Annotated in this window: 20 protein-coding genes, 1 tRNA gene and 1 pseudogene; 11 read left to right on the top strand and 11 right to left on the bottom strand. The window is 61.8% G+C overall.

All coding sequences use genetic code 11. The features are described from left to right. Positions 1–7 precede the first annotated feature (7 nt). The 10 genes and pseudogenes from ACP15S_RS06750 (at position 8) to ACP15S_RS06705 (ending at position 10,189) form a co-directional block, all read left to right on the top strand. Entirely contained in the window at positions 8–1,519 is a 1,512-nt protein-coding gene (locus ACP15S_RS06750) for a tripartite tricarboxylate transporter permease (protein ID WP_425039666.1), read from the top strand. Beyond that, the gene (locus ACP15S_RS06745; protein WP_425038805.1) at positions 1,516–1,980 is read left to right on the top strand and encodes a tripartite tricarboxylate transporter TctB family protein; all 465 of its coding nucleotides are present in this window, start codon (positions 1,516–1,518) and stop codon (positions 1,978–1,980) included. Before ACP15S_RS06750 ends, ACP15S_RS06745 begins: the two co-directional genes overlap by 4 nt. A gap of 52 nt (positions 1,981–2,032) precedes the next feature. Beyond that, positions 2,033–3,001, top strand: a complete 969-nt coding sequence (locus ACP15S_RS06740) for a tripartite tricarboxylate transporter substrate binding protein (protein ID WP_425038804.1) — start codon at positions 2,033–2,035, stop codon at positions 2,999–3,001. 172 nt (positions 3,002–3,173) lie between these two features. Continuing rightward, positions 3,174–4,580, top strand: a complete 1,407-nt coding sequence (sauS, locus tag ACP15S_RS06735; RefSeq protein ID WP_425039665.1) for an acylating sulfoacetaldehyde dehydrogenase — start codon at positions 3,174–3,176, stop codon at positions 4,578–4,580. Further along, positions 4,577–6,067 (top strand): AMP-binding protein, encoded by a 1,491-nt coding sequence (locus ACP15S_RS06730; RefSeq protein ID WP_425038803.1) that lies wholly within the window; start codon positions 4,577–4,579, stop codon positions 6,065–6,067. The genes sauS and ACP15S_RS06730 overlap by 4 nt, the downstream gene beginning before the upstream one ends. A 124-nt stretch (positions 6,068–6,191) precedes the next feature. Next, the gene (ihfA, locus tag ACP15S_RS06725; RefSeq protein ID WP_425038802.1) at positions 6,192–6,494 is read left to right on the top strand and encodes an integration host factor subunit alpha; all 303 of its coding nucleotides are present in this window, start codon (positions 6,192–6,194) and stop codon (positions 6,492–6,494) included. 17 nt (positions 6,495–6,511) lie between these two features. Then, positions 6,512–6,770 (top strand): annotated as a pseudogene (locus ACP15S_RS06720) (MerR family transcriptional regulator); the annotation flags it as partial. Between the two features lie 950 nt (positions 6,771–7,720). After that, positions 7,721–7,797: transfer RNA gene (locus tag ACP15S_RS06715), tRNA-Pro, on the top strand. Between the two features lie 61 nt (positions 7,798–7,858). Beyond that, positions 7,859–8,938, top strand: a complete 1,080-nt coding sequence (locus ACP15S_RS06710; RefSeq protein WP_425038801.1) for a 2'-deoxycytidine 5'-triphosphate deaminase — start codon at positions 7,859–7,861, stop codon at positions 8,936–8,938. A gap of 153 nt (positions 8,939–9,091) precedes the next feature. Further along, positions 9,092–10,189, top strand: coding sequence for a hypothetical protein (locus ACP15S_RS06705; RefSeq protein WP_425038800.1), 1,098 nt, complete (start codon positions 9,092–9,094; stop codon positions 10,187–10,189). Positions 10,190–10,193: 4 nt separating this feature from the next. Here ACP15S_RS06705 and ACP15S_RS06700 read toward each other — a convergent pair whose 3' ends face one another. From ACP15S_RS06700 to ACP15S_RS06665, 8 genes are all read right to left on the bottom strand, one after another. Continuing rightward, on the bottom strand, positions 10,194–10,364 hold the full coding sequence (locus ACP15S_RS06700) for a hypothetical protein (protein ID WP_425038799.1): 171 nt from the start codon (positions 10,362–10,364) through the stop codon (positions 10,194–10,196). A gap of 3 nt (positions 10,365–10,367) precedes the next feature. Then, positions 10,368–10,604, bottom strand: a complete 237-nt coding sequence (locus ACP15S_RS06695; RefSeq protein WP_425038798.1) for a hypothetical protein — start codon at positions 10,602–10,604, stop codon at positions 10,368–10,370. 102 nt (positions 10,605–10,706) lie between these two features. Continuing rightward, entirely contained in the window at positions 10,707–11,375 is a 669-nt protein-coding gene (scpB, locus tag ACP15S_RS06690; protein WP_425038797.1) for an SMC-Scp complex subunit ScpB, read from the bottom strand. Beyond that, positions 11,376–12,170: a segregation and condensation protein A gene (locus ACP15S_RS06685; protein ID WP_425038796.1), complete on the bottom strand. Its 795-nt coding sequence runs from the start codon at positions 12,168–12,170 to the stop codon at positions 11,376–11,378. Positions 12,171–12,241: 71 nt separating this feature from the next. Then, positions 12,242–13,231, bottom strand: a complete 990-nt coding sequence (locus ACP15S_RS06680) for a glycoside hydrolase family 3 N-terminal domain-containing protein (RefSeq protein WP_425038795.1) — start codon at positions 13,229–13,231, stop codon at positions 12,242–12,244. Between the two features lie 7 nt (positions 13,232–13,238). Further along, positions 13,239–14,327 (bottom strand): SPOR domain-containing protein, encoded by a 1,089-nt coding sequence (locus ACP15S_RS06675; protein ID WP_425038794.1) that lies wholly within the window; start codon positions 14,325–14,327, stop codon positions 13,239–13,241. Positions 14,328–14,456: 129 nt separating this feature from the next. Next, on the bottom strand, positions 14,457–16,187 hold the full coding sequence (argS, locus tag ACP15S_RS06670) for an arginine--tRNA ligase (RefSeq protein WP_425038793.1): 1,731 nt from the start codon (positions 16,185–16,187) through the stop codon (positions 14,457–14,459). 132 nt (positions 16,188–16,319) lie between these two features. Further along, complete coding sequence (locus ACP15S_RS06665; protein WP_425038792.1) at positions 16,320–17,483, bottom strand: deoxyguanosinetriphosphate triphosphohydrolase; 1,164 nt, start codon at positions 17,481–17,483, stop codon at positions 16,320–16,322. Between the two features lie 75 nt (positions 17,484–17,558). Here ACP15S_RS06665 and ACP15S_RS06660 point away from each other — a divergent pair, with 75 nt between their 5' ends. Continuing rightward, complete coding sequence (locus ACP15S_RS06660) at positions 17,559–17,882, top strand: HesB/IscA family protein (RefSeq protein WP_425038791.1); 324 nt, start codon at positions 17,559–17,561, stop codon at positions 17,880–17,882. Positions 17,883–17,935: 53 nt separating this feature from the next. On the opposite strand, the gene ACP15S_RS06655 is transcribed toward ACP15S_RS06660, so the two are convergent. From ACP15S_RS06655 to ACP15S_RS06645, 3 genes are read right to left on the bottom strand one after another with little or no spacing between them, the layout of a single operon-like run. Beyond that, complete coding sequence (locus ACP15S_RS06655; RefSeq protein WP_425038790.1) at positions 17,936–18,841, bottom strand: DMT family transporter; 906 nt, start codon at positions 18,839–18,841, stop codon at positions 17,936–17,938. Further along, complete coding sequence (locus ACP15S_RS06650; RefSeq protein WP_425038789.1) at positions 18,838–19,929, bottom strand: DUF6902 family protein; 1,092 nt, start codon at positions 19,927–19,929, stop codon at positions 18,838–18,840. The genes ACP15S_RS06655 and ACP15S_RS06650 overlap by 4 nt, the downstream gene beginning before the upstream one ends. A 51-nt stretch (positions 19,930–19,980) precedes the next feature. After that, positions 19,981–20,154 (bottom strand): hypothetical protein, encoded by a 174-nt coding sequence (locus tag ACP15S_RS06645; RefSeq protein WP_425038788.1) that lies wholly within the window; start codon positions 20,152–20,154, stop codon positions 19,981–19,983. Between the last annotated feature and the right edge of the window lie 23 nt (positions 20,155–20,177).

The raw sequence follows: 20,177 nt of genomic DNA, 5'->3' as shown, positions 1-20,177 counted from the left end.
GGCCTATATGGGCGATGTGTTCACGCCCATCAATTTCGGTCTGTTGCTGCTCGGCACGATTGGCGGGTTGATCCTCGGGGCGACGCCCGGCCTCTCCCCGACGATGGCGGTGGCGCTGTTGATCCCGTTTACCTTCAAGCTCGAAGCGGCGCAGGGTCTGATCCTTTTGGGCGCGGCCTATACCTCAACGGTGGCGGGCGGCGCGGTCTCGGCCATTTTGCTCAAAATTCCCGGCGCGCCCGCCAATATCGCCACGACACTGGACGGGCACACCATGGCCCAGAAGGGTCAGGGCGCACGGGCCTTGCAGCTGTCGTTTCTGGCCTCGGCGGTGGGCGGTGTGTTCGGGGTGATGCTGCTCATCTTCCTGACGCCGGTGCTCGCGCAATGGGCACTGGCCTTTGGGCCGTCGCATCTGTTCTGGCTGGCAATCCTCGGCGTGACGGTGATTGGTTCGCTTGATGGCGGCTCGGTCGTCAAAGGCCTGTTGGCGGGCTGTATCGGGCTCTGGCTCGCGACCATCGGGTTCGACGATATCATGGGCGCGCAGCGGTTCATCTTTCATGACGCTGTGGCAGGCGGGATCAATGTGATCCCCGCCCTCATTGGCCTCTTCGCGATCCCGCAGGTGATCACGATGTTTGCCAAGGGCCGCGTGCGGCTGGATGCGGAGGTGCTCGAGGTCAAGCGCCACCCGATAGGCGAAGCCGTGCGCGAAGTGGCCCGCCGGGGCCGTGCGCTCTCCATCGGGACGATCACAGGCTCTGTCATCGGTCTGATCCCCGGCGTGGGCGGCCAGATCGCGGGGCTTGTGGCCTATGACCAATCCAAGAAGATGAGCCCGGAGCGCGACAAGTTCGGCACCGGGCATTCCGAAGGTGTGATCGCGGCGGAGAGCGCCAACAACGCCATGGTGGGCCCCTCGCTGGTGCCGCTTCTGACGCTCTCGATCCCCGGCTCGCCCACGGCGGCGGTGCTCTTGGGGGGCTTGCTGATCCACGGGATTTTCCCGGGCTCCGATCTCTTTGACAACAACCCCGACGTGGCCTGGACCTTCATCAATTCGATGCTGATCGGTCAGATTCTGATGTGCATCTTCGGGCTTTATGTGGCCGGGCTCGCAGCAAAGGTGGCGCAGGTGCCCAATGCGGTGATGGCGGCCATTGTGCTGGGGCTTGCCGTCTTTGGCAGCTATTCGGTGCAGAACTCCATGGGCGATGTCTATGTCATGATGGCGCTTGGCACGGGGATGTATTTCCTCGAACGGTTCGGCTTCTCAGCCGCGCCATTGGTGCTGGGCCTGATCTTGGGGCCCATCGCAGAGGCCAACTTCATCCAAGGCTCGATGATCGCCAATGCCACCTCCAGCGTGGGCCAGTATTTCTTCACCGGCGCGCTCAATATCGCGCTCATTGCGGTGGTGGTCGCCTCCATCGCCTATTCGATCTGGATGGAGCTGCGCCAACGCCGGTACACCACCAAGGATGAGGCCGTGGCCAAAGAGGAGGCCCTGTCATGACCGACCTGCCCCGCTCCCAGCATATCGTGGCCTCGGGCATTGTGGCCGCTGTTGGCATCAGCGTCGCCTATATCAGCTTCACGCAGGAGCCTGCGGCGGCCTTCCTCTTTCCGCGCCTGATCTCGTCGGTCTTTGTGGTGCTGGCGCTCTGGACCTTTGGCAAGGCGCTTTTGGGGCGCACCAAGGTGGGCAATGGGCTCGATACGCGTGCGATGCTCAACATCCTGCCCGGGCTCATCGTGGCGCTGGTCTTTGTTTACTGGGCGGCCAAGGGTCTGGGGTTTTACACCGCCTCGACGCTGGCCTTCTTCGTTCTCCTGTCGCTCTACGATCCCGCGCCGCATTCGGAGCTGCGCAGCTGGGTCAAGCGGCTTGTCATCACGGCGGCCTATCTGGCTGTCATGTACGGCCTCTTCGCGGGGCTTTTGAATGTCTTCACACCGCGAGAAATCCTGTTCTGAACCGCAAGAGCGGCAGAGCGCATCTGTTGAAAAATCCTATGGGAGGAAATCCATGAAACATCTTATCGCAGCCGCCTCCATGGCGCTTCTGGGTCTGGGCACAAGTGCCTCGGCTGAGGGACATGCCAATTACCCCGAGCGGCCCATCATGATGATGGTCAGCTATGGTGCGGGCGGCGCCACGGACTTTCAGGCGCGCATCGTGACCATGACCGCAGGCAACGAAGACGCGCTTGGCATGCCGATTGCGATCATCAACAAGCCCGGCGCGGGCGGCCGCGTGGGATGGAACTGGTTTGCGAGCCAGGCGGAGGCGGACGGCTATACGCTGGGGGCCTACAACATCCCGCATTTCATTGCCCAGAGCATCGAAGGCGGCGTGTCCTACTCCGCCGACAGTTTCGAGCCCATCGCCAATTGGGGCGCCGATCCGGCGGTCTTCGTTGTGGGCGCGGACAGTGAATTCAATTCCATGGCCGACGTGGTGGATTATGCCAAGGCCAATCCGGGCAAACTCACCTTCTCGGGCGCCGGTCTCTTTGTGGGCCACCACATCGCAGCTTTGCAGCTTGAGAAAGCCGCAGGCGTGAAGCTTGCTTATATCCCGTCCAACAAAGGCGGCGCGGGCGCGATGAAATCGGTGATCGCAGGCGAGGTTCTGGGCGGGGTCAACAACCTCTCGGACGCTTTCCGCGCCCAGGAAGCGGGTAATGTGAAGATCCTCGGGGTCTTTGATCTAGAGCGGAACGACTTCCTGCCCGATGTGCCGACGATGAAAGAGCAAGGCTTTGACATCGACAATGCGTCGGTGAACTTCCGCGGCGTGATGGTGCCCAAGGGCACGCCGCAGCCGATCATCGACAAGCTCGCCGCGACGGTCCCTGAGATGTTCAAGAACAGCCGTGTGGCTGGCAAGATGAAGGCCGGTGGCTCGCCCATGCATATCATGACGCGCGATGAAGTTCTTGAGATGTGGGCCGCGCGCGAAGAGACGCTCAAGGAGCTTCTGGCCGGGCTGTGAGCCTTCCTTGTTTCGACGCCTGACGGCGCCGACCGACTGGGAGGGGCGTTGCCCCTCCCAGACCCTCCCCAGCGTATTTTCAGCCAGAAGAAGCCTGCAGGTTTCGCACTTTCGTCAGAACGGTGGCGAAGAGACTCTGGTTGCTGCATCTGCCAACACTCATGGTTAAAGGATCTTTTTCGTGTCTGAAGAGCTTGCTGAGATTGACGACATCCTCGCCAGGGCGCGCGCCGCGCAGACCCGTTTTGAGGCGCATGGCTCGCAGGCCTTGTATGATCAGGCAGCGCTGGCTGCGGGCTGGGCGATCATGGAGCCTGAGCGGAACCGACGTCTGGCGGAATTGGCTGTGGCCAGTACCGGGCTTGGCAATGTGGCGGACAAGATCACCAAGAACCATCGCAAGACACTGGGGCTCTTGCGCGATATTGCAGGGGTCATCACCCATGGCGTGATGCGCGAGGATGCTCAGAGCGGGATCACGGAAATTGCCCGGCCATTGGGTGTTGTCGGGGCGATCGTGCCCTCAACCAATCCTGCAGCGACGCCCGCCAACAACATCATCAACGCGGTCAAATGTGGCAATGCCATTGTTGTGGCCCCCTCGCCCAAGGGTGTTGCCGCCTGCGAAATGCTGCTTGCGTTCATCCATGCGGAGTTTGACAAGGTGGGGCTTGATCGTGATCTGGTTCAAATGATCCCGGCGCCCGGCTCCAAGGCCAAAACGCAGGCGCTCATGGAGGGGTGTGACAAGGTCATCTGCACGGGCTCACAAAACAACGTGCACCGTGCGCAGACCTGCGGCACACCGGCTGTGGCCGTGGGCGCGGGCAATGTCACTGTGATCGTCGATGACAGCGCGGACCTGGGTGACGCGGCCCGGAAGATCCGCGCCTCAAAGACCTTTGACAACGCGACCTCCTGCTCCTCGGAAAACGCCGTTGTCGTGCTGGACAGCGTGCGCAGCGCTTTTCTTGAGGAGATGGCGAGCGTGGGAGGCGCGCTGGTGGAGGATGAAGCGGGGATTGTTGCGAAGCTCTGGCCGGACGGTCATCTCAACCGCGCGGTCATCGCCCGCGATGCCAAGGACATGATCACAGCGCTGGAGCTTGATGGTCAGGTCCCGGAGACGACGGAGTTCATTCTCGTCCCAACACAAGGTATTGGCCCCGAGCATCCCTTGAGCGGCGAAAAGCTCAGCCGGGTTTTGGCGCTCTACAGCGCGCGGGATTTTGACGAGGCAGCAGCGCTCACGGAGCAGGTGCAACGCCATCAGGGCGCGGGCCATTCCGTCGGCATTCACACGAAGACCGAAGCGCATATTGAGCGCCTCGCCCGAAGCATGCCGACCTCTCGGATTATCGTGAACCAGGCCCATACCTTTGCGACCGGGGGCTCTTTTACCAATGGGATGCCGTTTTCGCTCTCCATGGGATGCGGCGCCTGGGGCGGCAATGCGGTCAATGAGAATGTGCACTGGCGCCACTTCCTGCAAAGCACCAAGATCATACGGGAAATCCCCGCCCGTGAACCCAGCCTTGATGAGATCTTTGGCCGTTATTGGCAGGAGGCCGGGGCATGATGTTTGCCAAGGACCAGCCGCCCGGCGGCACGTTGCGCGATTGGCTTGATACCCGTGCAGAAAAAGGCGGGCCGGCCATCGTCTTCCCGGAAACGGGCGATGTGCTCAGCTGGTCGGAGCTGCGCGACAAAGCGCGGGCTTTTGCCATGGGGCTCACGGCCCGCGGTCTGGCCAGGAGAGAGAGCGTGGCCATTGTCGGGCCCAATTGCCCTGAATGCGTCATTGCCTTTTATGGCGCGGTCTATGGCGGGTTTCGCGCGACAATGATCAATCTCGCAGCGGGCCATGAGGCCATGTCATACGCCTTGTCGCATTGCGAGGCGCGCATGGCCTATGTCTACGAGACCTGCCTTGCCGTCTTTGATGCGGCCAATACCACCGGGATCGCGCCGCTCCCCTTGCCGGAGCACAGCCATGGCGCGCTGCATGAAATCGGGCCGCAGGACCATGCACTACTCATGTATACCTCGGGCACGACCGGGCGACCCAAGGGCGTGGTGCACACCCATGCGAGCCTGCTTGCGGGCGGGTGGACAACGGTGCTGGCCCATGAGTTGAGCCCGGCGGATCGCGGATTTTGCGTGCTGCCGATCTACCATATCAATGGGCTCTGCGTGACGCTGATGGGGGCCTTGGTCTCCGGCGGGTCCCTGTCCATGGTGGGGCGGTTTTCGGCCTCGCGCTTCTGGGCACAGGCCGACGCGGCGGAGGTGACATGGTTTTCAGCGGTGCCGACGATCATTTCGCATCTCCTGCACGGCGCGCATGACCCCTCGGAGCGCTGTCGATCGCGCATTCGATTTGGCCGCTCCGCCTCCTCCGCTCTGGCCATCGAGACCCAATCTGCCTTCGAAAAGCGCTTTGACGTCCCCATCGTGGAGACCATGGGGCTTACGGAAACGGCTGCTCAAATCCTGTCCAATCCCCTGCCGCCGGGGCCGCGAAAGATCGGCTCTCCGGGCATTGCCTTTGGCTGTGACGTGGCCATTCAGGGCCCCGATGGCACGACGATGCCTGTTGGGCGCGAAGGCGAAATCGTGGTGCGTGGGCCGAATGTCCTGTTGGAATATCTCAAGAACCCGACCGCCACAGCCGAGACCTTTCGCGACGGCTGGCTGCGCACCGGCGATTTGGCGCGCATGGATGCGGATGGATATGTCTTCGTGACAGGACGGCTCAAGGAATTGATCATCAAGGGGGGCGAAAACGTGGCGCCGCGCGAGGTGGATGAGGCGCTTTATGCCCATCCCGATGTGATTGAGGCCGCGGCCTTCGCCCGCCCCTGCGACAGCTATGGCGAGCGCATTGAAGCGGCGGTGCGCCTGCGCGAGGGCAGCACAGTCCAGGCCAGCGCGCTGATTGACATCTGTCATGCGCGGCTGGGCGCGTTCAAATCGCCGGATGCAGTATATTTCATGGACGAATTGCCGAAAGGACCCTCCGGCAAGATCCAGCGTTTGAAGCTGGCAGACCTCATCCCGGGCTAGGCCGCAGTACCCCAGCCTGTGCCGAGGCGTGGCAAAACCCGCTTACGTTGTGTTTGACGCGCGCTCGTTATTGACTTTGAAATTCGCATCCCGCTAAAGTTCTCAAAATTCAGGGGGATTTTGTATGAGCTCGAAAACTTTGACCCGTATGGACCTGTCTGAAGCAGTGTTTCGCGAAGTCGGTCTGTCCCGCAATGAAAGCGCGGAACTGGTGGAGCGCGTCCTGGCGCTGATGTCAGATTCGCTCGTCAAAGGTGAGCAGGTCAAAATCTCATCCTTCGGCACCTTCTCCGTACGAGACAAGGCGGCCCGTGTTGGACGCAATCCGAAGACCGGTCAGGAAGTCCCCATCGAGCCGCGCCGGGTTCTGACGTTTCGACCATCGCATTTGATGAAAGACCGTGTCGCAGCTGGCAACAAGTCCTGAGCTAGGGAGGGTCCCGCGTGGCCGAGAAATCCGCCGACGCCTTCCGCACAATCTCCGAGGTTTCGGAATGGCTTGATACCCCCGCCCATGTTCTGCGATTTTGGGAGAGCAAGTTCAGCCAGGTCAAACCGATCAAACGCGCCGGTGGCCGGCGGTACTACCGCCCGGCCGACATGCAGCTTTTGGGCGGTATCAAGAAGTTGCTGCACGACGATGGCATGACCATCAAGGGCGCTCAGAAGCTGCTGCGCGAGAACGGCATCCGCTTTGTCGCCAATATGTCCCAGCCTCTGGAAGATGATCTGGAGCGGTTCGTGGAACCCTCCTCCCCGTCTCGGGACAGCATTCCGCCGCGCAAGGCCAAACCCGCGACGGATTCGCAAGACAAACCGGCCGTTCTGCCCTTCTCCGGACGAATGAACGAAGATCCGCCGAAACGTCCTGTGGGCGATGATGCTGTGGCTATGGGGCGCGATGACGACGATCTGGACGACGCGTTGGCCTCTGAGGCAGCGGCGTCTGTTGAGAGTGTCCCATCTCAGGAGCCTGCCACCCCGCCCCGCGCGGAAGGGTTGCCTCGTTTCTTGTCTGCGCAGCCCGCCGAGGAGCCCTCCGAGATCACGGGTGCGCCTGATGCTGAGGATAGCGCGGACCCGGCGACGCCGGTTGTTGCTGAGACCGCAGCTGAAAATCGCACGTCAGACACGGCCGCGACGGACGCAGCGGACACTTCTGATACGGATAGTAACAGTGATACCACGTCTGAGGTGGCAGAGGACGTGGCAAACGCTGGCGAGGCAGAGAGCTTCAAACAGGACGATGGTTTGCCCGAAGGCGTCAAAGAGCCTGATCAACCGCTCCCCGGTTTCCTGCGCCGCCCTTTGAAACCGGCTGACGCGCCAGACACGACAGCAGACGCAACCGCTGCCAGTCAGGATAGCGCTGAGGCAGCGCCTGAGGACGGACCCAAAGAAGCAGCGCGCGTCGGCGCACCGCTGGATATCCCGGACGACCCCGAAGATGACGCGATCACAGCGCCTCCGGGGCTGATGCATATGCTGGCCAAGCACAGCGCGGGCGATGTCAATCCGGACGATCTTGCCCCAATGGTCGCGCGTTTGGCGGCCCTGCGCGACAAGATGGCCGCAGCGCGACGCAACTGAAATCGAGATGATGCATATTTTGGGTTGCGGCGGGCGACAGATGGGGTATGACCAAGCCTCAGTCGGGCTATGGCGCAGCCTGGTAGCGCGTCCGTCTGGGGGACGGAAGGTCGCAGGTTCGAGTCCTGCTAGCCCGACCAAATTCACCCCCCGTTCAAGTGTATGGCGTGCTCCGGGTCCCATGGGATCAAGGGGCGAGACATGACCGGCGTATTGGCCAGCCAGCATATTGAAAAGCTGATCGAAACAGGCGCGCTCACGGGCGCACCTGCGGTCCTGGAAGATCAAATCCAACCGGCAAGCCTCGATCTGCGCCTGGGCGCGATGGCCTACCGCGTGCGCGCCTCGTTTCTTGCAGGCGAAGGCGCGTCTGTCGAGGATCGCCTGGCGGAGTTCGAAATGCATCGAATCGATCTGAGCCAGGGGGCGGTTCTGGAAAAAGGCGCGGTCTATGTGGTGCCGCTCATGGAGCATCTCGACCTGCCCGAGGGGCTGACGGCGGTGGCCAATGCCAAGAGCTCGACCGGTCGGCTGGATCTGCTCACCCGCCTGATCACTGACAATGGCACAGAGTTTGACCGCATCCCCGCAGGCTACCATGGCCCGCTTTACGCTGAAATCTGCCCGCGGTCATTCTCGGTTCTGGTGCGTCCCGGCATGCGCCTCAATCAGATCCGCTTCCGCGACGGGCAAGCTGTTCTGGACGACGCCACTTTGCGGCGCTTGCATGACACCGAAACTCTGGTCGACGGGCCTGCGGTTATTGACGATGGTCTGGGCTTCTCCGTCGATCTCAAACCCCATGAGGGGACGCTGGTCGGATACCGCGCGAAGCCGCACACAGGTGTGATCGATCTGGACAATATCGGCGGCTACAACCCACGGGATTATTGGGAAGAGCTGCATTCAGACAATGGACAGCTGATCCTTGACCCCGGCGCGTTCTATATCCTGGTGAGCCGCGAAGCGGTGCATATCCCGCCGCAATACGCCGCCGAGATGGCGCCCTACCTTGCCATGGTCGGCGAATTCCGTGTGCATTACGCGGGCTTCTTCGATCCCGGGTTTGGCCATGCGCAGGCAGGCGGCGCAGGCGCTCGGGGCGTTCTGGAAGTACGCTGCCATGAGGCCCCGTTCGTGCTGGAACATGGTCAGATCGTGGGGCGTCTGGTCTATGAGCGGATGGCAGAGATCCCGCGCGCGCTCTACGGCGCGGATCTTGCGTCGAATTATCAAGGCCAAGGCCTGAAGCTGTCCAAGCATTTTCGGATGGCGCCCTGATTCCGTCCATCTCCGCGCGCAGACGTGCTCTGATGCTCCCGGCAAGTGACCGGCGAGGCGCAAATCCCTCTCGGGTCCGGCTCAGAACCCGTATCTTCCTTTGCCTCCGCAGCGCAGGCGGTCTAGCCTTGAGGCCAAGAGGGAGGCTGACACATGCGCGACGAGACGGAGACCTTTATGGCCATGAAGGGCGCAGGCTATTACAGCCGCGCCACGACCGGGGCGCGAGACGTGATCAATGGGGCTTTGCCCTTGATCGAGGACCTGTTGTCTGCTGAAGGCAATGACGGGCCCCCGCTGACCTTCTCGGACATGGGCGCTGCGGATGGCGGGACCTCGCTGCCGATGTGGAGCGCGCTCATGGCGGGGCTGCGCAAGCGGTTGCCAGACCGGGCCATGCAACTCATCTACACGGACCTGCCCAAGAACGACTTTTCCCAGTTGTTTCAGATCGTCCACGGACAGACCGACATCGAGAGCGGGCTGGCCGATCTGCCCGGCCTCTCGATCATGGCCTCAGCGACCTCGTTTCACCGCCCCATTTTGCCGCCCGGCCAGCTGCGGCTGGGCTTTTCCGCCACTGCGTCTCACTACATTGTCGAGACGCCCTGCGATATTCCCGATCATGTCCACATGGTCGGAGCCTTGGGCGATGTCCGCGCGGCCTACCAGAGACAGGGCGCGCAGGATTGGGAAAAGTTCCTCCTGGCCCGCACCGCAGAGCTGCAACCCGGCGGGCATCTGGTCTTGTATAATTTCGGGATCGACCAAGAAGGCCGCTATCTGGGCCATACCGGCGGCGTCTCCATGTTCGATACATTCTCCGAGCTTTGGCACGCGTTGGCCGATGACGGCGTGATCACCCAAAAGGAATACCGCACGACGAATTTCCCGCAAGTCTACCGCAGTGTTGAGGAATTCGTCGCACCGCTTGAAAGCAGCGCATCACCGGTTCATGCCGCGGGGCTCAGGCTCGCTTCCGTCAAAACGCAGCTGACCCCCTGCCCTTACGCCACAGCCTTTGCCAAGGGCGGGCAAAGCGCCGCGGACTTTGCCAAGGCTTACATCCCGACGCTGCGCAGCTGGTCGGAGCCAACGTTCGTGAATGGCCTCTCGGCCAATAGGCCCGCCGCTGAAAAACGCGAGATCGTGGATCAATTCTACGCAGCCTACGAGGCGCGCGTGGCCGCTGATCCAGCGGGGCACGGGATGGACTACATCCACGCGGTTCTCGTTTGCGAGAAGAGCTGAAGCCTCAGCCTGTAACGAACCGGGTGTAGCGCCGAAGTTCCATCGTCGGCGCGCGCTGGATAAACCGGCGCCGGTAGACCTTGGCGGGCAATTCCCGCGCATATACGTCGGGCAGCGTTTCTGCCTCGGGCGTCTGCGCCTGTCGGGTTGGTGTGGGCAGGGATACGTCGCTCATCTCTCAAAACCTCCCGATGCGGCGTGCGGCGCGCATGGCTTGCTTCGCTTGCCGCGCCTGTTTGCGATTGGCCCGCTGTTGGGCCTGTTTTTGACCATTTGGAGCGCGATCCGACGCGGTCTCAGCGCCCCGCTTCGATGCGACCCGATGCGCGCTGTCGAGGCCCGCTTTCACCCCGCGATTGACGAGTTTGCGCATGACCATGCGCAGCACCATATTGATCAATCGATTTGCATTCATGACGCTCTCCCTGCGGGGCTATCTTGGTTACCTAGTGCATATCCGGGGCAAGATCTGGGCAGGTTTGCGCAAATTTGACGACGCCAGCTTTTGCGCGATCCATCAATCTTCAAAGAGCTCGGATTGCCCCTCGGTGGCTTCCATCTCGCCATCGTCTTCCTCGGTACCCAGGGGCGCCGAGCCATCAAGCGGACGGGATTCCAGCAAGCCTGCCTGACGCAATTCCTTGAGCCCCGGCAAATCGCGCGCAGATTCCAGCCCGAAATGATCGAGAAAGCTCTGCGTGACAACGAACGTGACCGGGCGGCCCGGCGTCATCTTGCGGCGTCCAAAACGGATCCATTCCAACTCGATGAGTTGGTCCAGCGTCCCGCGCGAAACGGAAACACCCCGGATTTCTTCGATCTCCGCGCGCGTCACCGGCGCGTGATAGGCGATAATGGCCAGCGTCTCGACCGCCGCGCGCGAGAGTTTGCGCGTCTCGACGGTTTCCTTTTGCATCAGATAGCCAAGATCGGGCGCCGTACGCATGGCCCAGGCATCGCCCACCTTCACAACGCGCACGCCCCGCCCCTCATAGCGTTTGCGCAGATGCACCAAAGCTTCAGCAGCATCACAGCCGTGGGGCATGCGCGCCTCAAGCTCCCGCGTGGACACAGGTTCGGCCGTGGCGAAGAGAATGGCCTCGACCATGCGCTCCTGCTCGCCCATGGGCGGCGCCTCGAACAGGCTTTCTTCCTGCGCGTCAATCTGCTCTGCGTCGTCGTTCATCTAGGTATCCTGCCTGCGGCGCAGTTGAAGGGGGGCGAATGTCTCGGATTGGCGGAGCTCGGCCTTGCCTTCCTTGACCAGTTCCAGCGAGGCCGCGAAGGTTGCGGCGGTGGCGGAGCGGCGCTTTTGCGGATCGCTTTCCCAGCCATCGGGAAGATAGGTCGAGATATCGGTCCAGGTGCCGGCAAAACCAATCAGCCCGCGCATCCGGTCCAGCGCCTGCTCCATGGTAAACACGTGATCGCGATCCATGACAAAGGGACGAAACTCATCCTTCGTGCGGATGCGGGCATAGGCCTGCATGAGATCAAGCAGGGTCGCGGTATAGGTCACGCGTTTGACGCGTTCATAGGCCTCCGGCAGACCGCGCTGGAAGAAGTCGCGGCCCAGCCTGTCGCGCGCCATGAGTTTGGCGGCGTGTTCGCGCATGGCTTGCAAGCGTTCCAGTTGAAAGGCCAGATGCGCGGCGAGATCTTCGCCGGACGGGCCCTCTTCGGTCGGATCCGGCGGCAACAGAAGGCGCGATTTCAAAAAGGCCAACCACGCCGCCATGACAAGGTAATCCGCAGCCAGTTCGATCCGAAGCGCCTTCGCGCGCTCGACAAACGCCAGATATTGCCGCGCCAGCGCCAGAATGGAAATTTGCCGCAAGTCCACTTTCTGGGTTCGTGACAGGGTCAGCAGGACATCCAACGGACCTTCAAAGCCGTCGACATCCACGATCAGCGCTTCCGCCGCCAGCCTGTCGGCCACGCTTTGTGGGGTCTCCTGCTCGAAGAGGGTATCGCTGCTCATCCGCTGCCGGGCCTTTGTGCATGCCGCCTTTGGGAAAGGATACACGGGTTTGGGGGCCCGTGAAAAGGGGATCAGGCAAGGCTCTCGTATTCGGCCATCCAGGCCTCAACATCTGTGGGCGCTGGCGTGGCACGCGCGTCCAAAGCACGGCGGGCGCGGCGGACGGCCTCGCGCGTCATGGCCGGGCATGCCTCGGCCAGCGCCTCCATTTCCGAAAGCGCTCCGTTGCAATGCAGCACGACATCACAGCCCGCCTCAAGCGACGCCCGCGCACGTGTCGTGACATCGCCATCCAGCGCATCCATCGAGATGTCATCGGTCATCAACAGACCCTCAAAGCCGATCTGCGCGCGGATCAGATCAATCATGATCGGGCTCTGCGTGGCCGGTCTGTCCGGGTCGATATCGCGGTAGATCATATGCGCCGTCATCGCCAGCGGCATCTCCGCCAGTGTCCGGAAGACGGCGAAGTCTTCGGCCTCCAGAACCTGACGCGGTGCATCTGTCTGCGGAAGACTGTGATGGCTGTCCACCGTGCCGCGCCCGTGGCCGGGCATATGTTTGATCACAGGCAGAACACCGCCTTCGAGCAACGCGCCTCCGACCGCCAGGCCAAGAGACGCCGCGCGCGCTTTGGTTGCGCCGAGACAGCGATTGCGCAGAAACGGATGGGTTTCGGGGCCTGCGATGTCCAGTGTCGGCGCGCAATTGACATCAATGCCAAGCGCCAGCAATTCAGCCGCGATGACTCGGTAGCGCAGCGCAAGCGCCTGTGCCGCCCTTGGCCCAAAACGCGCGGCATCATCCAGCGGAGGAAGCCAGTCTCGCGCCAGAGGCGGCCGCAGCCGTTGCACGCGCCCGCCTTCCTGATCGATGAGCACAGGCGCATCGCGCCCGACCGCATCGCGCATATCATCGGTGAGCCGCCGGATCTGGCCCGGCTCCTCGAGATTGCGGGTAAAGACAATGAAGCCCCAGGGATCACACTCCCGGAAAAACGCGGCCTCGCGTTGCGAGAGCGTTGGGCCTTCCGGGGCGAGGATCAGGGGCGCTTGCGCCATATTGGTCTCAGCGGGTTACAACAGGAATGCAATCGGCGCGCTCCGCCACAAGGGCCGCGCAAAAGCGGCGCGCATCTGCCAGATCGGCAAAGCCTTCGGCGCGCAAACGGTAAAAGGTCCGACCGCCGGATTGTGCCCGCTCAATCACGCGGCGTTTGCCATCGAAGAAGGTATCAAACCGGCCCGCGATACGGGACCATTCGGCCTGCGCCACCTCGGTACTGTCATAGGCCCCGAGCTGGACCAGCCGTGTCCCCACGGGCAGATCAGCGGCATTGAGGTCGAGCGCATCGGCGCTTGTTGCGGTTGCAGGCGCTGCCACCGGCGCAACCGAGGCTGTGCGCAAGGCGCCGGGGCGCGCTTGTGGCCGCAACGACCGTGCGTCCGGTGCGGCGCTGGCGGCGGCCACCGGGTTTGTTTCTGCGTCCGTGCCGGGATCGGTCACATTGGTTTGCACCGGCGGCGTGCCATCCAGAGACGTCTCGCTCAGAGGTGCGACGCCTGCTGCGATTTGATCCGCGAGGGCCTGAATGGCCGCGTCCTGCAAATCCGTGCCCACGGGCGCGGGCGGTGCAACCGCAATGTCTTCGGCCTCGGTCACGGCGCGTGCTGTCGGCGTCGCTGCCGGGCGGATTTCGGGGGAGACAGAGGTCAACTGCAATTGCGCGCCCGACGCGTCCTCGGTTGTCAGGTCAACAGGTGTCGGTGCGAGGGTCAATTGATCGACCGGCCCGGAAGCTGCGCCGCGCCCGGCCACTTCATTGACCGCAAGCCCCTGATTGGCGGTGATGGACCCGCCGGGATCTTCCGGCGCCACGCGCATGGGCCCTTCCGTGGCCTGCACAACCGGAATACCCGAGACATCGCGCATGATGAGCTTGTAGCCCCAGACCGATACGCCCGCGATGAGCGACAGCGAGACGAGCGCGCCTGCGATTTGCGTCAGCCCCATGGCGTTGGATGCGCGCGGCTCGGCCGGCGCATGGGGCCGGGCCTGATAGCCAGCGGCGGCCTGCATATGCGGTTGGGGTGGTGTTTGAACCTGTCTGTAAGGTGCGCCTGTTGCCCCGCCGAAGGGCATATTCGCTTCTGCCATTTTCGCCTCTCACCCGCGGGCTTGAGGTGCCCGCTGTCTCTTGGTTGGATGCACCCCACATGCGGATTGGCGCCCTTTTGGGGCGATACAGAATTGGGGTAGCCTGCTCAGAGCCAGCGGGGCGATGTCTTAGCGCATTTCCTCCACCGGCGTTACCCCAAGGATACCAAGACCGGCCGAAATCACAACGGAAACGGCCCGCGCGAGCGCGATTTTCGCCGATGTTGCGTCTGGGTCACTTTCCTGCACAAACCTTAACGCGGGCACATCATTGCCTTTGTTCCAAAGGGCATGAAAGTCCGCTGCCAACTCGTTGAGGTAGAACGCAATTCTGTGCGGCTCATTTGTCCGCGCGGCAATTTCGACCAAACGCGGCCATTCGGCCATTTTGGCGATCACGCCAAGTTCTGCTTCATGGGTGAGCAGGCTGAGGTCGGGCGTGCCCACGTCAATCCCCGCCTCACGGGCTTTGCGCAGCACAGAATGCACCCGCGCATTGGCATATTGCACATAGAAGACCGGATTCTCCCGGCTTTGCTCCAGCACCTTGTCAAAATCGAATTCCAGCTCAGCATCGTTTTTGCGCGTCAGCATGTGAAAGCGGGTCACGTCGGGGCCCACTTCACTCACGACATCGCGCAAGGTCACGAACGTGCCCGCCCGCTTGGACATCTTGAACGGCTCGCCGTTCTTGAAGAGTTTGACGAGCTGCGTGAGCTTGATATCCAGCGAGGTCTCGCCATCCGAGAGCGCAGACACCGCCGCCTTCATCCGCTTGACATAGCCGCCGTGATCAGCACCAAATACATCAATAAGGGCGTCGAAGCCTCTGGAAACCTTATCATAATGATAGGCGATATCCGGTGCGAAATAGGTCCAGGACCCGTCTGACTTCATGACGGGACGATCCACGTCATCGCCATGCTCAGTGGATTTGAAGAGGGTCTGTTCGCGCGGCTCCCAATCCTCGGGCTTCTTGCCTTTGGGCGGCTCCAGCACGCCTTCATAGATCAGGCCCTTGCCCTTGAGATCCTCGAGCGCCGCCTCGATGCGGCCCGTGCCATAGAGCGATTTCTCCGAGAAGAAGACATCCATTTCGACATTGAGCGCCGCGAGATCGTCGCGGATCAGGTCCATCATGGCGGCCGTGGCAAATTCGCGGACCTCCGCAAGCCAGACCTGCTCCCCCTGACCGACATAGGCATCGCCGACCTTGTCCTTGAGCGCCTCGCCCACGGGCACAAGATAATCGCCGGGATACGTGCCGTCTTCAAAGGCCACCTGTTGGCCATGGGCCTCGAGATAGCGCAGGTAGACGGACCGCGCGAGCACATCGACCTGTGCACCGCCGTCATTGATGTAGTATTCCCGCGTCACATCCCAGCCCGCATAGGCCAGCAGCGAGGCCAGCGCATCGCCAAAGACCGCCCCGCGGGTATGGCCCACATGCAACGGCCCGGTCGGGTTGGCGGAGACATATTCGACATTGACGCGCTTGCCCTGCCCCATATCGGAGCGGCCAAAGGCGTCGCCCGCCTGCAACACATTGGCCACGACACCCTGCCAGACCGACGGCGCAAGCCGCAGGTTGAGAAAACCGGGGCCCGCAACAGAAGCTTCCGTGATCCGGGCATCGCCGCCCAGTTTGGCAGCCAGCGCCTCGGCAATGTCGCGCGGTTTGGATTTGGCGGGTTTGGCCAGAACCATGGCCGCATTGGTCGCCATATCGCCATGGGCCGGATCCCGGGGCGGCTCAACCGTCACATTTCGGAAATCCAGCCCTTCCGGAAGAACGCTTTCTGCCTGCAGGCTTTCCAATGCGGAGATCACAAGCGCACGGATATCGGAAAAGAGGTTCATTGCGACGGTCCTTCGGGGATCATGTAAGGTGTGCGGTTTATCATGGCAGATCGTGGGGTCAATGAAGGGGCGTGAGCGCGTCTGGTTGTCCGCGGATTTGCGTATTTTTGGCCAGAAGAAACAGAGGTGGGGTCACAATCGGGCCCGTTCGGTCAGGCTGGAGGGGCCGAAGTGTTCTGCATGGGCCTGCAAGGCGTAGCGATCCGTCATGCCGGCAATGTAGTCGGCCACGTGGCGCGCGCGCTCGTCGGGCTCAGACATCTGGGCGCCTTGCCAATCGGGCGGCAGATGCTCTGGCGCCGCCATATAGAGCTCAAAAAGGGCGCGGACGACTTCGGTCACTGCGGCGCGGACTTCCATGACGCTCGGGGCGCGGTACATGCGGCTGAAGAGGAAGCCACGGATTTCCTTGAGATCGGTCCACATCTCGTCCGAGAAGCGGATGACCTGACGCCCTGCGGCGCGAATATCATCGGCCGAGCGCGGGTTCAGGCTTTGCAAGCTGCGTTGCGATGTTGCGATGACGTTTGTGACCATGGCCCCGAAGACACGCCGGAGCGCTTCGTGGCGGCGGCGCGTGGCATCGAGGCCCGGATAGAGCTCGTCTACTTCAGCGAAGGCCGGGCCCACCAGCGGCAGATCACAGATATCTTCCTCGCAAAACAGCCCCGCGCGCAGGCCATCGTGCAAATCGTGGTTGTTGTAGGCCACATCGTCGGACAGGGCAGCCACCTGCGCTTCGGCGCTGGCATGTGTCTGCAGCTCCAGATCGTGGTTTTGATTGTAATCCGCGAGCGCCAATGGCCATGGCTGGTCCACGGGGCCGTTGTGTTTGGCGATGCCTTCCAGGGCTTCCCATGTCAGATTGAGCCCATCGAACGCTGCGTAGTGACGCTCGAGTGTCGTCACGATGCGCAGGGCCTGGGCATTGTGATCAAAGCCGCCAAAAGGCCGCATGAGCCGGTCCAGCTCATCCTCGCCGGTATGGCCAAAGGGGGTGTGTCCAAGATCATGGGCCAGTGCGACAGCCTCGGTCAGTTCGGTATTGAGCGCGAGGGCTTGCGCGACTGTGCGAGCCACCTGGGCCACCTCGATGGAATGGGTCAGCCGCGTGCGGTAATAATCGCCTTCATGTTCGACAAAGACCTGCGTCTTGTGTTTGAGGCGGCGAAAGGCGGAGGCGTGGATGATCCGATCCCTGTCGCGTTGAAATGCGGAGCGATGCGCGCTCTCCTCTTCAGGCCAAAGGCGGCCGCGCGACTGGGCTGGATCGGATGCATAAGACGCGTGGGACATGACTGTGCCTTCTTGTCGGCGAGGAATGGACTTTCTATATGTAAAACAACGGCCCATGAAAACTGGTGAGACATCATGCAACTGCCCCCAAAAGTCACGGAACGCGCCTTTGCCCGACTGGCCGAGATTGGCGCTGCGGAGCAAGGTCAGGCGCTGCGCGTCGCGGTCGAAGGCGGCGGGTGTTCGGGATTTCAATACGAAATCGCGCTGGATGCCCCTGCGCAAGACGATCTGGTCCTCGAGGGCCAGGGAGAGCGCGTTGTGGTGGATGCGGTCTCGCTGCCGTTTCTGGAGAATGCCGTAATCGACTTTTCCGACGAGTTGATCGGTGCGCGCTTTGTGATCGAGAACCCCAACGCCACGAGTTCCTGCGGCTGCGGCACGTCCTTCTCGATGTAGCCGGGATCGGGGATCATCTCTGATCCGGCCGAGCGCTCAGGATACAACCAAACTCAGGATACAGTCGAAGCCGTTTCGCGGCGCGCGGGTGTGGCGCGCACTTTCTGCTCGTAGACCAGAAACAGCCCGGACAGGACGATAAAGACCGCGCCGCTCACCGTATGGGCCGCCGGGACTTCGTGAAAGATCACCATGCCCACCACGACCATCCAGACGAACTGCACGTTGATCAACGGCGTTGCCGCATAGGCTGGCAGGGATTGCATCGCCAATGCCAGCGCATAGCGCGCCCCGAACAGCGTGATGCCGCACATCAGCGAGAGCGACAGATCAAACTGGCTCATCGGCTGCCACACGAAGGGCGTGGCGATCAGCATACAGATGAAGACTGCCAGTTGGGGGTAGAAGACCTGCGCGATCGCATTGTCTTCGATGCGTGCGATGTAGCGTGACATGACGATGGCAAAAGTGCCGGCAGCGGCAGCGCCAAACGCCACGATGTGACCCGCGCCAATATCAGTATGTCCGCCCGGGAAAAGCAGATAGACACCAAAGGCGCCCACGCAGAGCGCCACCCATGTCGCGGGCGACACCTTTTCGCGCAGGACAGGCGCAGACATCAGGCCCGCCAGAATTGGCACCATTCCAATGAATAAAAAGACGTCCGCGAAGGGCAACAAAGCGAAGGCATAATAAAAGAGAACCGCAGCGACAACGGTCGCGCCAGACCGCAAGGCCATGGCGCGGGGTGCTTTGGTGCGCAGCGCGGATGTATCGTTGCGGACAAGAATTGTTCCCATCGAGATGAAAACGACCGCTGCCGATACAATCATCAAGACCTGCGGCGCCTCATAGGCGATCGCGAGATGTTTGGTCATTGCGTCGGCCATGGTAATGGCCGCGGTGTAGGCAATAACGAGAAAAGCGCCAACGAGCGGGGTGCGGATGGCCTCTTTCATGCCTGCACCACGCGGCTTGCACGGGCAAAGCCTTCAAAGAACCGCTCAAAGGCATCGCCCGTCTCGAGGGCGGACGCCAACTGGCCGCGCGCCTGATCCGACAGGCGGTCATCAAGTACGCCGCGCATGCGCGCCCAATCCGAAGACCTGTCGGGCATGCCATAGAGATGTCGTGACATTTCGCGCAGCGCGCTGTGATCGGGCTTGGGCATCATCAACACCGGCGCACCCTCGCCCGGCTGCACGTCCAGCGCGGCCAAACCGTCGCCGCCGCGCAAGGCACTGAGCCAGGCACCCATGAAAACGCTGTGATACGCGTCGCCCGCGGGAACGGCGGGGGCTCTTGTGAGAGTGACGGACTTCATCCTTTGCGCGATCCATGATTCCCAAGTATCGTATGGGTTGTATCCGGCATAACGCATAGCGATGCAAACTTCAGCCAAAAGATCGGCATTCCCGTCAAGAAAAGCCCAAACGCCCACGTTTTCGAGGCTTTCTTGCAAGGCCGCATCGAAGTCAGGCGCTATGCGCCCGTATTCCGTGAGATAAAACACGATGTGGGTCAGTTCATAAGCGGCCTTCTTGTTGGGAAGGGCAAAGCGCTGTGGCGCGCTGATAAATTGTCGAAGGCGGGCCTGCACAGCTGCGGTATCCAGTCGAGCCTGACAATTCCGCCTTGATAGAAGGCGTTGGGCCTCAAGGCGTTGGATATCGGAGGTTTCGCCCTCAGCCAAACCCTGATCCACGACCCAGTCACACATGCGTTGCGCGACATTGCCGGTGGGTCCGGCTGACAGGCCCAGATCTTCCAGATCAAGTGCCAGCGAAACCAAGAACCGGTAGTATTGCGGGAAAAAGGCGAGGCGCTCCGGCAGAGCGGAATAGGTCGCCTCATGTACGCCGAGAATGGCGGGCGCGACCTGCGCGCCCGTGCATTCCAGGATGTTGAGCAATTCGCCGTTCTCCTTGAGCCAGAATACATCGGTATCCAGGCGCCGGGAGATGGCGAAATCGCGGATGAGCGTGCCGAGCGCATCCGCTCGGCGCTCTTCGCGGGTGGGAAACGAGACATGGATTACGTTGGACATGGATTGGTCCTCCTTGCGTCACATGGGGTTTCCCACCCCGAGATCAGGCTCTTACGAGCAGGACATCATGGCTTGAACCTGGTCGCCGTCGAACATGTCCGAACCTTCTTCGATGGAGCAGGACATCATTGTGTGCACGAGTTCGCCTTCGGCGATTTCTGCAACGGGTGCAGCCACTTGTGCAGTTTCGATTTCCTTAACGTTTTCCTGTTTACGTGCCAGCATAGCTTGTCTCCTTGGTTGCTAAG

This window comes from Primorskyibacter sp. S187A (genome assembly GCF_049800955.1).
GTDB lineage: Bacteria > Pseudomonadota > Alphaproteobacteria > Rhodobacterales > Rhodobacteraceae > JAKVBH01.
Note: the sequence above shows the minus strand (reverse complement) of the source record. Positions and strands in the feature narration are given on the sequence as shown.